This is a genomic window from Bacteroides sp. GD17 (assembly GCF_038448625.1).
GTDB lineage: Bacteria > Bacteroidota > Bacteroidia > Bacteroidales > Bacteroidaceae > Bacteroides.
In genome coordinates, this window is the sequence record NZ_JBCEZS010000001.1 from 293,532 (window position 1) to 309,239 (window position 15,708).

Annotated in this window: 6 protein-coding genes; 2 read left to right on the forward strand and 4 right to left on the reverse strand. The window is 47.3% G+C overall.

Features of this window, described 5'->3' with window-relative positions:
* Positions 1 to 5 precede the first annotated feature (5 nt).
* The gene (locus AAE250_RS00980) at positions 6 to 3,143 is read right to left on the reverse strand and encodes a SusC/RagA family TonB-linked outer membrane protein (protein ID WP_294595445.1); all 3,138 of its coding nucleotides are present in this window, start codon (positions 3,141 to 3,143) and stop codon (positions 6 to 8) included.
* 253 nt (positions 3,144 to 3,396) lie between these two features.
* Between AAE250_RS00980 and AAE250_RS00985 the strand changes: the two genes are divergently transcribed.
* Positions 3,397 to 6,276 (forward strand): transcriptional regulator, encoded by a 2,880-nt coding sequence (locus AAE250_RS00985; RefSeq protein ID WP_294595443.1) that lies wholly within the window; start codon positions 3,397 to 3,399, stop codon positions 6,274 to 6,276.
* 347 nt (positions 6,277 to 6,623) lie between these two features.
* On the opposite strand, the gene AAE250_RS00990 is transcribed toward AAE250_RS00985, so the two are convergent.
* A complete protein-coding gene (locus tag AAE250_RS00990) occupies positions 6,624 to 8,615 on the reverse strand; it encodes a RagB/SusD family nutrient uptake outer membrane protein (protein WP_294595441.1) in 1,992 nt (663 codons plus the stop codon).
* Between the two features lie 14 nt (positions 8,616 to 8,629).
* Entirely contained in the window at positions 8,630 to 11,860 is a 3,231-nt protein-coding gene (locus AAE250_RS00995) for a SusC/RagA family TonB-linked outer membrane protein (RefSeq protein WP_294595439.1), read from the reverse strand.
* 328 nt (positions 11,861 to 12,188) lie between these two features.
* Here AAE250_RS00995 and AAE250_RS01000 point away from each other — a divergent pair, with 328 nt between their 5' ends.
* Positions 12,189 to 15,065, forward strand: a complete 2,877-nt coding sequence (locus AAE250_RS01000; RefSeq protein WP_446715712.1) for a transcriptional regulator — start codon at positions 12,189 to 12,191, stop codon at positions 15,063 to 15,065.
* Here AAE250_RS01000 and AAE250_RS01005 read toward each other — a convergent pair.
* Positions 15,055 to 15,693, reverse strand: coding sequence for a WbqC family protein (locus AAE250_RS01005; protein WP_294595437.1), 639 nt, complete (start codon positions 15,691 to 15,693; stop codon positions 15,055 to 15,057). The two genes, AAE250_RS01000 and AAE250_RS01005, sit on opposite strands and share 11 nt — an antisense overlap.
* Positions 15,694 to 15,708: the final 15 nt, after the last annotated feature.

Below are 15,708 nucleotides of genomic sequence, written 5' to 3' on the forward strand. Positions count from 1 at the left end.
GGGGTTTAGAATGTAACGTTTAAGCCGAGGGTCCAGGTGCGGAAGAACGGATAGATGTTTCTGTTTGCCTTGTTGCCTACTTCAGGGTCGAATACGGAAAGCATGTTGCTGTGCTCCCAGATGTCTTCTCCGGTGACATATACTCTGATGCGTTCCACGTACTTTTTGAGAACCGGAAGCGTGTAGCCTACAGTCACGTTCTTCAGGCGGATATAAGCGCCGTTCTGCACCCATCTGTCCGAAGTCTTGAAGTTGAAGTTGTCGCCTTTGTATTGGTAAAGACGCGGCCAGAAGGAATTCTGGTTGTCTTCGGTCCAATAGTCGCGGTGGATGGTCCACGGCATCATGTAGTCTTGATAGAGCGGAGCGAAAGCGGAGGGGTCGATGACCACCTTGCGTTTTCCCACACCTTGGAACATGACGGAGATGTCGAAACCCTTCCATTGGGCAGCCAGGTTGATGCCGTAAAGATAACGGGGATTGGAGCTGCCGAGGCATACCAGGTCGCCCGGATCTTCGGGAGTAGCACCACCTACGCCGATTTCATGGTCGGGGTTGCCTTGCGCTACGTACTTCACGTCGCCGCCGGCCACTTTTCCGTCGTTGAAGGATTTGTAGCCCGGATGGTCTTCCTTGTACTTCAGGTATTCTTCGCGGCTTTTCCAGAAGCCGTCGGTCTTGTAGCCCCAGATAGTGTTGAGTGAATAGCCTTCCAGCAGTTCGATAGAGCCGTCGTAAAGGTTGCTGGCACCGTCGTATTGTACAAGTTTGTTGTCGCTGTCGGAGAGGTTGAAGTTAACTTGGTAGCTGACCTCTTTGATTTTGTCTTTCCAGCCGATATTGAAATCCCAACCCCACGTCTTCAGTTTACCGAAGTTCATTTTGGGTACGTTGATACCTATCTGGTGAGGTAACTGAAGGGAGGCGAGCATGTCATTGTTGTACTTCCAGTAGTATTCAAAGCTACCGGTCAGGCGGTTGTTGAGAAACCCGAAGTCAAAACCGATATTGGTCGTCTCAATCGTTTCCCAAGTCTTTTCCTTGGATGCCAGGTCTGCCTGGTAGAACCATTTCTCGCCCATATAGCTGGCGGGCATGTCTTTTTGGCTGTCGTTGATTAACGGAATGTAATCGTAGAGTCCCAGAATGGCACCATTGCCCAGTTGTCCCCAAGAGGCGCGCAGCTTCAGTTGGCTTATCCAGTCCACCTTGAACCAGCTTTCTTCGCTGATGCGCCAGGCGGCGGAAACAGACGGGAATGCTTTCCAGCGCTTGTCGGGTGTCAGACGGGAACTTCCGTCGTAGCGTACGTTGGCTTCCAGCAGGTAGCGTTCCTTGAAGTTATAGTTGATACGTCCGAAGTAGGACATCATTTTCCATGGTTCGATGTTGTCACCGATTTTAGTATTGGTGTTTATGGAAGAGTCATAATAGTTGAAAGAGAAAAAGTCATTGGAGTTCATGTTGCTGGCAGTGGCATCCATTTCGTCCTTGCGGTATCTTTCGTAGGAAGTACCGGCCAGGATATTGAAGTTGTGCGTATTCTCCTGCAGGTTGAAGGTATAGTTTACGGTAGCTTCCACCAAATCATGATAATCGGAATTCTTTTTCTTGTAGAGTGAGTTGGGCGTACCGAAACTGCTGCGGACGCTGTTACCTACGCGGTCTTTCCATAATAAGGTACGCGTCACGCTGTTCTCCATGTAGTAACCGGCTTTGCGCGAAGCGCTCAGGTTGATGCGCAAGCCTTTTACGATGTCCTTGATCGCCACGTTTGCCTTGCCGGTGAAAGCTTCGTATTTGGTGCTTTTCATACCGCCGTTCTTCATAATGTCGATGGCGTTGGCCTGTAAGTCACCGTTGTATATGTTGCCGCTCTCGTCTCCTTCCGGATTATAGATAGGCTGACGTCCGCGGCTGGAATAGAGCAAGTTGAACAAGCCGGTAGATCCGTAGGAAGGCTGTTCCACTTCGGTGGATTGGTACTGTACGTTCAATCCTAAGTCCACGAACTTGTTGACAGTGGCATTGACTTTGGCAAGCAGGTTGTAGCGGTCGTTGCTGTCTGTGCCGTACTTCAGCAAACCGTTTTTGGTGTAGTAGTTGGCAGACATCATATAGTTCATATTCTTGCTGCCACCACTGATGGAAACAGAGTGGTTCTGCTGTGCCGTACTCTTCTTGGTGCCTTCAGCTACCCAGTTGGTTGCTTCGAAAAGGTCCCAGCGGCCGTTGGACAGCGGGCGTGAGTTGAAGTTCGGGTTTCCTACCCAGGAAGCCTTTTCCTCATTCCATTCCGTCTTGCCCGTGGTGGGGATGCGACTCTGGTCGATAAAGCTTTGCTCTTCCCAAGCCGTGAGGCGTTCGGGCATGTTCCCCGGAGTATTGATGGCATAATAGCCGTTGTAGGTGATGCGGGGCTTGCCTTCCGTTCCGTTCTTGGTGGTGACAAGCACTACACCGGCTGCGGCGCGTGCACCGTAAATAGCACAAGAGGCAGCATCCTTCAATACGGAGATGGATTCGATGTCATTGGGGTTGACCAAGGCCAGGTCGCCTTCTATACCGTCAATCAGTATCAGCGTGGAAGTCTTGTTGACGGAGGAGGCGCCACGGATCTGCATGCCCGACGTTTCGCTGCCCGGCTGTCCGCTGTTGCGTGTGATGGTGACACCCGGAAGTTCGCCTTGCAAGGCGGCCATGGCATTGCTGGACGGTTTGGCGGCAATCTTGTCTCCTTCAATGGCAGATACGGAGCCCGAGAGGTTCACCTTCTTCTGTACACCGTAGCCCACAACTACCACTTCCTGTAATGATTGGGAGTCTTCAGTCAGTTTAATGATACCCTTTACTGCAGTGGCTTTCATTTCGACTGTCTTATATCCTATATAAGAGAATACAATGGTGGATTCGGCGGGTGCATTCAAGGTGAAGTTTCCGTCGATATCCGTGATTACTCCATTGGCCGTACCTTTTTCCTGAATAGATACGCCGATAAGCGGTTCGTTGTTTCCGGCATCCACCACTTGCCCTTTGATGGCGATGCTACTTTGGGCAAATACCCCTAAGTCAGAGAGGGAAAGCATGCAGCAGAAAAGCAATAGTAACTGCATCTTTTTCCAAGAAAAAATCTTTCTTCTCATAATACGTAGATTTAATTAATTAATAAGTGTTTTTGCGTTAAAGCGAGGCAAATATAGCTTTATGCTCTGTTCGAAAAGTGTAAGATATTACATCAAAGTTTTCTCAAGGCTGTATTCCGATTACATCAGATAGGAAATTCTTGTTTTTTAATGCTCTGATAAATAGTGATTTAGTATTAAAAACAATTACATCAGACGTACTATTGCAGAAAGTCATTATCTTTGTTGCCATAACTCTTGAAATGTGTTTGCCATGAAACGAGAACACTCTTATCTTCTTTTTTTTCTTCTATTTCTGTTGATATCCACTTCGGCAAGAGCCGGCTGGCAATGTCCTGTTACGAATTATACCCGGCATGCCTATCAGGCAGGAACCCAAAACTGGATGTTGGAACAATATGACAACGGATGGATATACGTTGCCAACAACAAAGGACTGCTGGAATTTGACGGCATGAACTGGAATCTATATTCTGTTCGGAACGCCAAGATGAGAGCGGTGAAGAAAGGTGGCGACGGCCGGATTTATGTGGGGGGAATCGGGCAGTTCGGCTACTTCGAACCGGATAATCTGGGCGGATTGCGCTACCGGGCCTTGTCCGACAGCTTGCTGTCCTATATCAATATGGGTGTTGTCAGAAATATACTGGTAGACGGGATGCAGGTCTATTTTCAGGCAGACCGCTATATATTCCATCCGAAAGACGGACGTACGGAATACGTGGATTATGGAAACCAGATTTCCAGTTCCGCGCTTCTTAATCATAAACTTTATATAGCTTCGGAAGAAGGCTTGCTTATGCTGGAGGGGAAGGACTTTATACCCGTGCCCGGCACAGAACTGACCCGGACCTTCACGATTGTGTCCATGCTGACTTATAAAGGTAATATCTTGCTGGTGACGCGCAGTCACGGGATCTTCATCTACGATGGGGTCACTCTGCATAAGTATGCCACCGGCATTGAGGACTTTCTTTTGCAGAAACACATGTATGGTGCCGACATTCGCGGTTCGTTGTTGGCGCTGGGCTCCGTGCAGGACGGAATCTGTCTGCTGGATCTGGAGACGGGAGCGGCCAGACGGATTTCCACCGATTACGGGCTGCAGAATAAAACGGTGCACGGACTTCTGTTCGATGTGGAAGGCAATCTTTGGCTGGCGCTTGACAACGGTATCGACTACATACATCTGAATTCCCGCCTTTCCTCCCTCTATGGAGGTACCGATTTGCAAATAGGCTCGGGATATGCTTCTTGTTACTACCGCGGATCTCTTTATCTGGGCACCAACCAGGGCGTCTATCGCACGGAGTTTCCCGGTGCTTCGGACAGGGATACTCCGATGAACTTTGTTAAAGGAACCGAAGGGCAGATGTGGTCGTTCCTGCAATATGATGACAAGTTGTTCTGCGCCTCAGACGACGGCATCTTTGTCATCGGTGACGACCGTGGCACTGAGCGGATTGATGGTATAAAAGGAGTGCGCAGCATCGTCCCTCTGCCCAATCACGAAGATGTGTTGATAGCCGGTACGTACGGAGTGAACCGGGGACTCTATCTGCTGATGAAGAAGCAGAACCGCTGGACAGTAGTGACAAAGATTGAGAATTGTGACCTTTCCTGTAAGAGCCTGCTGGCAGAAAGCTCCACCTATCTGTGGATGACGAATAAGGGACGGGGTGTCTATCGGCTGCTGCTGTCGGATGACTTGCGCAAGGTCAGGCAGGAGAAAAAGTACAATCATTTTCCCTTCGATTACGATGCCCAGTTGTCGTGGGTAGGGAGTGAAATAGCGGTGGCCTCCCATTACGGACTGTGGAGGTTCGACCAGAAGAAGGACAGTCTGGTAGAATACCGGGAGATGGAGCGCCTGCTCGATGGAAAGACTGCATATTCCTATATATATAAGGATGACGGGAACAATATCTGGTATGCGGCGGGTGGAATCTTGAAACTGCTGCGCTATGACTGGGGTAAGAAGACGTATGCCCGGCAGGTCGAGTGTTTCTTGAAAGGAGCGCTGGTCGAGAACTTCGAGAGTGTGTCCGTGGTGGGCAACAGTGCCATCATCAGTACGGAAGACGGATTCTCCAAGCTGGAACTGCCGCTTGCCACCACCGGAAAGAACCTTTTATCCCTGCAAATCCGCCGGGTGTATCTCACGGGACAGCGGGACTCGTTGATATACGGACGCAGTTATCGCTATGACGATGAGGCGGTACTCATCCCATACGCACACAATTCGCTCCGCATAGAATACAGCGTGAGCGATTACGGATCGTCCCAACCCACTCTCTTCTCTTTCCGCCTGAGCAACGACAGTGAAAAAGGGCATTGGAGCGAATACAGCGAAAACAACACGAAAGAGTTTACCGGTCTGCCCGAAGGGAAATACACTTTTAGTGTAAGGCTGCTGGCGGATAAGGGAGAAGAGCCGCCGGTTACCTCCTTTACTTTTGAAATTTTGCCACCGTGGTATCGTACGTGGTGGAGCTATCTGGTCTACGCATCGGCGGCAGTTCTGCTGCTGTACTATATCTATCGCCGCATTGTGAGTTTTCGGAAGCATCTGCTGATGCAGAAGGAGTTGGAGCTTTATCACCAGAAGCAGGAGTTCAAGAAAGAGAGCGACTTGAAGGACCGGACGATTGACTCCTTGAAGGAAGAAAACTTGCAGTCCGAACTGCGGCATAAATCCGAAGAACTGGTGCGTACCACCCTGAACATCGTACGGAAGAACGAAATGCTGCTGGAACTCAAGAAAGGAGTAGACGGCATCTCCCATTCCCTGAACGAGAACGACCAGACAGCGCTTCGCCGCCGGGTACTGCGCCTGCAGGGACAGATTACAACGAACATCGAGCATGATGACGACTTGCAGGCGTTTCAGAGTACCTTCGACTCCGTGCACCATGATTTCTTCAAGAATCTGTCGGAAGCCTATCCCGACTTGAACAACAAGGAGAAACTGCTGTGTGCCTATATCCAGATGAACTTGCTCACCAAAGAGATTGCCCCCTTGCTGAATATCTCGGTGCGTGGGGTGGAAATCAGTCGCTACCGCCTGCGCAGGAAGCTGGACCTGGGCGAGAGGGACAATCTGACGGAGTTCCTGCAGCGGTTTTCGAAGTAGGGGATTTAACCGAGAAGTCAAGATCGGCTTCTTTAGTCGGAGATGTGGGGCTTTTTACCCTCCGGACGGGGAACTTTATACTCGTAAAGTGTCGTTTTTATTTCGTTAGATATATGTCTAACGAAAGATTAACCATGGTCGGGCGAAAGGTTAACCAAGGTTTAATGAAAGGTCGACTGAGGTCTAACGAAATAGAAATAGGGCTTTATAGGGTTAAAAATAGGGAGAATGGAGGATAAAAACAGGGCTTTACGCGTTTACTTATCCCGAACGTTATATTATAAAAAGAAGAGAGGACAGGAAACATATATGTTTCTTGTCCTCTCAAACAATTCATGAAAGAAAATTTATCTTTCGGCAGGTTCATTAGCTTTGGTAGGCCATCCCGGATTCTGGTAGATGGGTGAGGTACTTACCGTTGCACCGTCTGAAGCCGTAATCAGGAAGTGACTTTCAGCAATCGGGGTCAGATAATGTGCCTGGCAGAAAGTCAGCCCGTTGTAATAGAGGCCGGTTGTTGCCACCTGGTATGGACGTACGTATTCGCTCAGTTCCGGTGAAGAGATGGTATTTTCCTTATCACTCTTACCATAGATGAGGTTGTCCATCAATCCTGCCGCTTCATAATCCTTTATCATGGGGCCCCACAATTTGATACCCTCTATCTGGAAGCCGTTTAACTGGTCCATAGCACGCCAACGAAGCAGGTCGCTGTAGCGATATCCTTCGCCGATAAACTCGTTGCGGCGTTCGCGACGGATATTGTACAGGGTCTTGTCTATCAGTTGGCCGGTAGAGTAGGCACCCCAGTCATAGAGCGCTTCTTTGGACATATCGGTAGCGGCAATGGTCTTGGTATAATCGGGATCGATGCCGGCACGGTTGCGCAGGGCACGCCAGTATTTATCAGCTTTATCATCCAGCTTGTGGTTCTTCTCGTAGTAAGCTTCAATATAAGTAATGTAAGCTTCTGCCGCACGGAATATGATTGCAGCTGTCTGGTCTTTATTCAAATCCTGGTCTTTCAGGTCGTGGGAGTAACCTTTACCCAGCAGGTAACCTGTAGCAGTAGAATACTTCACGTCGTCCGAGTAAACCATCGGGGTAGCGGAGAAGTATTCGGGACTGGTGGTGTTGATAAACGTCTTCACTTCTCCGGGAGCTTTCATGAAGAGGCGCCAACGGTCGTCACGGTCTATCTTGGTGTCGCCGATGTAATCATCGCCTTTATAGCCGCTGCCTTCTGCATAAACGGGCAGGCCATTCTTCATCAGGAAAGAATGTTCCATCTGGTGTGTATAACCACGTGCATAACCGTAGTAGATGTGATGGTTATAGTCTGTACCAATGCTCAAATCACGGTTGTAGGGGCGGTACATCAGTACTTCGGAGTATCCGTTCGGATTCTGGCTGGCGAACATATCGTAGTAGTCGTTGGCAGCATCGGCTGAGGACTGTTGTATGACACCATTGTTGGATGTCAGCGTCACGCCCTCGGCTACTTCTTGTGATGCATTGATAGCCTGGTCGAGGAAGAAATTGATTTCGGCTTCGGCACTGCCACTGGGGAATTGATATCCTTTGTTGTAGTCTTTCTCTGCTCCGGGCCATCCTGTACCATTGGGTACAAGCGCTGTACCGGCATGGTATTTCTCCCAGGTGGCTTCGAACAAGGCTACGCGTGCTTTCAATACAAGCGCTGCATTTCTGGTGATACGTGCCTTGCCGCCATCGGGATTATTGGTCAGGTAATTGATTGCCTTATCCAGATCTTCAAGGATGAAGCGTGCTACTTCATTGCGCGGTTGGCGCTTGGAAGCTTCAATCAGCGCTTCTTTGTTATCGGGCAATACTTCTTTGATAATCGGAAAGTCGCCCAGCTTGCGCAAACGGTAGAAGTATTGATAAGCACGCAGGAAGTATCCTTCACCGATGTAGTGTTTGATGTTGGTGGCATTGCCTTTGATGCTTCCGGCTTCCAGATTCTTTTCGGAAGACTGGATGAAATAGTTGAGTGTATAGATTTTGTTGAAATCCCACTCGCCACCGCTTGCCGGAGTCTTCCATTCGCCGATAAGGTAGCGATTGTTGGAGTTACGGGTAGTAGCGTTGTCCGTTGCCATCTCCTCATCTCCATATTGGCCGTTCAGTGAGGAGAAATTATCTGTATAGTAACGGATGGTATAGGCAGCCAACTGGCTTTCTTCTACTAAGTAATTTTCGGGAGCTACATCAGAAGGCGGCGTAATATCCAAAAAATCGTCACAACTGGTTCCGGTCATGAGCATACATCCCAGAACGATTCCTTTTACGATATGTTTATATTTTATAGTTTTCATATTCTGCTCTTGTTTTAGAAGTTAACACTTAATCCGAATGATATTGTCTTTGCCAACGGATATACCGTGCCATTTGCCTGTTCGGTGTCTTGGTAACCGGCACCACATGTTTCCGGGTCCATAGTATCGCTAAGACTGGTAATAGTCAGCAGGTTCTCGCCCGAAACAAAGACACGCAGGTTTTGCAGCATAATCTTGCTGACCCACACTTTGGGGAAGGTATAACCGATTTGAATGTTCTTCAGACGCATATAGGCTGCATTCTGCAAATAGCGGGTCTGGGTCTTATTGTTCTTCGTATTGAATACAGGACGCGGATAGTAAGAGTTCAGATTCTCGCCCAGCGGGTTGTCCGAAGTACGGAAGTAGTCGAGGTGATCTTTGAAAGAGGTAGACCACCATTCACCGTCTGTTACACCCCAGAAAGTCATATTTCTGTCACCCGGCCACCAATCGCGTTTCAGTACACCTTGCCAGAACATCTGTAAGTCCCATCCTTTGTATGCGGCGTCCAAATTGATACCGGTCATGAAGCGCGGTGTTGTATTACCGATTTTCTTCATATCGCCCATGTCGTTGATGGTATTGCTTCCATTGTTGATTTTACCGTCACCATTGAGGTCGGCATACATGATGTCGCCGGCTGCCCATTGGTTGCCTAATGCGTTCTGTCCGCCATTGGGTAATGAAGCGAGGTGTTGCTGCATTTCTTCATCAGTCTTGGCAATGCCGATGGTGGTATATCCATAGATGTTACCGATGAGTTCTCCTTCTACATATTTGGAGAGAGAACCGGTAGGGTTACCATAGCGCAGAATCTTGCTTTGTGAATCGGAAAGGCTTAACTTGGCTCCGTATCTGAATTCGCCGATCTGGTCGCGCCAGCCGATTTGGAGTTCCCATCCGTAAGTCTTCATGTCGGTGTTATTGGTTGGCGGTACGCTGGTACCCAGTACGGCCGGCAGTTCGATTCCGGGACCCATCATATCTTCGGTTTTGCGTATGAAGTAGTCGAAAGAACCGGTCAGACGGTTATTGAAGGCGGCTACATCCAACCCCATGTTGGTATTCTTGATTTTTTCCCAAGTCAGTGAGGATGATACAAGTTTCGGTGCTTCGGCTGTATTGGGCTTGGCATTGTTGATGAGCCAGCTACCATTGGAAGCTTTTACGTTCATAGTCTGATAAGTAGGATACCAATTGTAGATGTTGGCATTGGCCAGTGTACCGTAAGATACTCTCAACTTTAAGGTAGAAATCTTATCGGCCAACGGTTCGAAGAAAGCTTCACGGGCAATATTCCAACCAAGTGAGAAAGAAGGCGTCAGAATCCAGCGGTTGTCACGGCGGAAACGGGAAGAACCGTCGTAACGAAGATTACCTTCTATCAGGTAGCGACCGGCAAAGTCGTAATTGACACGACCGAAGAAACCTGCACTGGCCCATTCTTGCACTACACCCGAAATGCCATAGGATTGGGAACTTGTAGTGAGGTTGAGTACAGGGAGATCGGTAGAAATCATGTCGGCACGTTGTGCACTTACATCACGGTATTTCTGGCGCTCAATCTGCATACCTGCCGTAGCGGCAATTGTGTGCTGACCGAGGGTGATGTTATAGTTTGTATATACATTAGGATTCAGGAAGAGGGATTTGTAGGCATATTCATATACCTTGTCTTCACTGGGGCCGGTCATGGTGGCCACATACGTTTTGTCGGGGTCATCGGCCATGTGCGAATATACACGTTTGTGCTCGTAGTGCGTCCAGTTATTGTCCGTTTTCAGATTGAATTCACCAATGATGTTCCAGTTCTTCATAGGGGTGATGGTGACACGTACTTGTTGGGAAAGTCCGTCGTTGATTTCATTCTGGCGGCCACCGCTTTGTAGGGCTTCAATGTAGTTGATGTCGGACATATAGTAACCGTTAGGGTCTTTCAGAGGACGAACCGGACGGCAACGACGCAGTACGTTATTATAGAAATCGTTATACATAACACTCGGACGGTCGTAGTCGGTACGTGAGTAACGGCTGGAGTAGTCCACCTTTACATAGTCTGTGATCTGGGCAGAAATCTTTCCGGTCAGGTTGTAACGCTTGTTATGGTCGGTACCGTAACGCATGAAACCGCTTTGTCCCAGGTAATTGGCTGACATGTAGTAAGTGAATTTCTCCGTACCGCCGCTGACGCTGGCGTTGTGTTCTTGTGCACTGGACCAATCGCGATAATACTCTTTCAGCCAGTCTACATTGCCCCACGTATAGTCGTAGTTCCATTTGCCGTTACCTTGCGCTTCTGCCACATCGTTGGGCGCCAGCTTACCGTCAACATAGTCTTTTACTTTTTGCTTATACTCTTCTGTATAGTAGTGGGTACTGTTTTTGTTGAACATGGCTTCGTCATAGAAGTTCACGTATTCCCAGGCATTCATCATCTTTGGCATTTTGACCGGTGTGTTGAAGCGGAAACTATTATTATAGTTGATGACCGGACGTCCGGACTTTCCGGATTTCGTAGTCACCAATACAACGCCGAACGGTGCACGCGAGCCATAGATAGAAGAAGCGGCCGCATCCTTCAGTACAGAAATACTTTCAATATCCTGCGGGTTGACGGTGTTAAGGTCACCTTCCATACCGTCAATCAGAATGAGCGGTGAACCACTGGCATAATCGTTGTTGTTGGCGTCTTTACCCACGGTACCGTTACCGCGGATATTAATGGATTTGCTTGCATTCAGCTCACCGCCATGTCCGCTGTTAGAGATGTTCAAGCCTGGAATCACACCTTGCAATGCTTGCACGGCACTGCTTACGGGACGTGCTTCGAGGTCCTTGGCAGAGGCTGTAGCTACCGAACCGGTCAGGTTCACCTTCTTTTGTGTACCAAAACCTACGACAACAACTTCATCCAGCGTTTGGGCATCTTCTTTCAGTTGAATGATACCTTTTACGTTACTTGCCGGAATTTCTTGAGTGACATAACCTACATAAGAAATCACAATGATAGAATTGGGAGAGGAGTTAAGGCTAAAGTTACCATCAATGTCAGTGATGATACCGTTAGTTGTTCCTTTTTCGAGAATGGAAACTCCGATGAGAGACTCGTTGGTGGTGCCGTCCACCACTTGTCCTTTAACAGTAATACTGTTTTGAGCAAGGACATTCAAGTTGATAAGAAGAAGCATACAGCAGAAAGAAAGTAGCTGTGCCAGCTTCCAAGAAAAAATCTTTCTTCTCATAATACATAGATTTAATTAATTATAAAATAGACGTTTCGTCGGCGCAAAAGTAATTGCATCGTGCATTGACTACGAGAGAATAGCCACATCAAAACTTTCTCAATCGGTTGTTATGACTACATCAAGACTTTCTCACTGAATAATTAATGTGTTGATAAACAGTGGTGTGCTATTTTTGAATGATACATCTTATTCTTGTTTGTGCTTTTCTTGCTTTTGGAACTGATAGGGTGGAAGCGTTTTTTTCTACTTGATTTTCTTATAGATAGCTTTCTTTTTTATGGAAAGGCGTTATATTTGTGCTTGTAAATGTGAAATGTTGACCACTATGAATCGAATATTGAGTCTATTCTGTCTTTTCTTCCTATTGATCTCTGTTCCTTTACGAGCCGATTGGCAAAGGCCTATTACAAATTATACAAGGCATGCTTATAAAGCTGCTAATCAGAATTGGGATATCCAGCAACACGACAATGGTTGGATATATGTAGCCAATAATAAAGGCCTTTTGGAGTTCGACGGGGTAGAGTGGAATACATATCCCATCCGAAACGCCAAGACACGTGCTTTGAAAATGGGGCATGATGGACGGATTTATATTGGTGGAATGGGGCAATTCGGATATTTCTCTCCTAATTCTGTCGGCGGGCTGGATTATACATGTCTTTCGGATAGTCTGCCACCAACCACCTCGGTAGGAGTAATCTGGAATATTCTGACCGACAAAGGCAGGGTGTACTTCCAGTCAGATCGCCGTTTCTTTTATTTCGAAGATGGCAAAGTGAATAAAATAGATGCTCTTTCGGATATCTACTCTTCGCAAGTAGTTCGGAATAACTTTTATGTGACTTCTGCGGAAGGTTTGATGGTACTGAATGGAACTGAGCTTGCGAAGATATGCAGTACATCTGAAATCGGGAATACGGTGAAAGTTGGCGGTTTGTTGCCTTATCAGGATAAATTGCTTGTTGTAAGCCGGGATAAAGGATTGTTTATTTATGATGGCACTTCCCTACAGAAGTATACGACGGCTGCAGACGAGTTCTGCCGTAAAAATCAGCTTTTCTGTGCTGCATTGAAAGATTCTTTGTTGGCATTGGGCAGTATTCAAAGTGGAGTTTGCCTGCTGAACCTGAATACTAATGAGGTGGAAGTAATATCTACCGGAAATGGTCTGCAGAACAAAACGGTATTGAGCATGGTGTTTGATGAAGCCGGACACTTATGGTTAGGATTGGATAATGGCATTGACTGTATTCATTTGAATGCACGTATTGCTTCACTTTATGGAGGTAAGTCTGTTATCGGTTCAGGATATACATCGCGTTGTTACCAGGGTCGTTTCTATTTGGGCACCAATCAGGGGTTGTATTGTACGGCTGTGCCTGCTCAGTTGAATAAGGAAGATCCGGTAGATTTTGTGCCTGGTACAGGTGGTCAGATATGGTCGCTTCGCGAATATGATAATAAATTGTTCTGCTGTTCGGATTATGGCATATTTGTAGTGGATGGCAATCGGTTGGAACATCTTGACGGTCCGCGGGGAGTATGGGATATAATATCGGTAGCAGGGCGTGAGGATGTATTGATAGCGGGTACATATAGTGGATTGTATCTGTTGAAAAAACAGGGAGTCCGTTGGATAGTAGACAGCAGGATAGAGGGTTTTAACCGTTCGTGCAAGGATATGTTGGTGGGGAATACAACTAATTCCCTGTGGATAGCGAATAAAGAAGATGGCGTATCCCGAATCATATTATCCGAAGACTTAAGGCAGGTAGAGAAGTTTAAAGACTATAATAGTGAGGCTTTTCCTCCGGGTTACGATGCTTGTTTGGCAAAAGTCGATAATGAGATTGTTGTGACTTCCCATAATGGCTTATGGCACTATAATCAGACACACGATTGTCTGGACCGCTTTACGTGGCTGGAAAACCAGTTGGACGGAAGGACTGCCTATACTTATTTGACGGCGGATTCTCTGAAAAACATCTGGTATGTAGCAAACGGTGTATTAAAAGTGTTGCACTATGATACGGCCAGACAGGAGTATTATCGGATAGATGATGAGGCTTTTTTGCGGAACTCATTAATTGAAAACTTTGAGGATGTGTATTTTGGTGGCCAGGGACAAGTGGTAGTGGGTACCGAAGAAGGCTTTTCATTGATAAGGCTGCATCAGTCGTTGTCACATCAGATGCCTCTTACCTTACAGATCAGGAAAGTATACTTGACGGGACAACGCGATTCACTGATTTATGGCCGGAGTTATTCGTATGATGACAGACCGGTGGTTATTCCATATACTCATAATTCCCTCCGTATAGAATATAGTGCTAATAATTATAATAAGATGCGTGCTGTCCTTTACTCTTATAGGCTAAGTAGTGGGAGTGAAGAGGGTGAGTGGAGTGAATATGGCGAGAACTACACGAAGGAGTTTACCGGTTTGCGCGAAGGCAAGTATGTGTTTAGTGTGAAACTGCTTGCCGATAAATCGGCAACTCCTGTAACTACTACTTTTGCCTTTGAAATACTGCCCCCATGGTATCGTACTTGGTGGAGCTATTTGATATATACAATAGCCATTGCTTTGCTACTCTACTACGTATATTATCGTATAGCCGATAGCCGGAAACGATTGTTGATGCGGAAAGAACTGGAACTTTACAGGCAGCAGCAGGAATTCAAGAAAGAGAGTGACCTGAAGGATCAGAAGATAGACTCGCTGAAGGAGGAAAACTTACGCTCTGAGTTACATCACAAGTCCGAAGAACTGATCCGTACTACTTTGAACATTGTGCGTAAGAATGAGATGCTGCTGGGCATCAAGAAGGAGGTGCTGGGCATATCCCACTCTATCAGTGAAGAGAATCTGGTTTCCCTCCGCCGGAAGACGCTTCGACTCTTGGGGCAGATTGAAACGAATATGGAACATGATGATGACCTGCAAGCATTCGAAAGCACTTTCGACTCGGTACATCATGATTTCTTTAAGCGATTGGAGGAAGCTTATCCTGAACTGAATAATAAGGATAAACTGCTGTGTGCCTATATCAAGATGAACCTGCTTTCCAAAGAGATAGCCCCTTTACTGAATATCTCCCTCCGTGGGGTAGAGATCAGCCGTTACCGCCTGCGGAAGAAACTGGGGCTGGAAGAAGGGGAGAACTTGGCAGAGTTCTTGCAGAAGTTCAGTAAGTGATGCTCTGCTGTAATACCAGCAAGCTTTCCGGTCCCATATTGAACAGCAAGTCGATGATGCTGAGGTTGGGCAGGAATCCCAGCCTTTCCTGGAAGACTTGATAATAGGGTTGTGGCAGGAACTCTGAATCTTCTTGCCGGAAGTCTTTTTTCGGATGGATGCGTTCGCGGAAGTCGGCTTCATCCGGGGCAAATGTGGTGCGATACTCGGCGGTGCGCTCCATATCGGGCTGAATATCTATGAGCGAACAGACAAGGCGGCATAATTCCTCGTTGAAATCGATTAAAAACGTATATTTCCTCTCGTAGAATGGGCGGAAATCGTCTTTGTAATACTCAAAGAAAGGAGTATGGTTGTAGGCCGATTCGATGGCATTCCAGTGCAGGTGCCGCCAGTTGCCGTGGTCGGAGATGCGGATATCGCGCATGGGGCATTTCAGGGAGTCCGGCTTGACGGTGGGGATGGAAAGAGCCAGTTCGCTATCCGGTGCAGCAATGGTGCAGCGGTTGCGGTAGGTCTGCTTCATATAATGGTCGTGCTGCTCAATGAACACCTTGTCATAAGCCAACAGTTTCGTATAATATTCTACGGGTGCCAAGTAGGCAGAAGAAAGAAATACTGTTTTCATTTGCTGTTTTTTTAT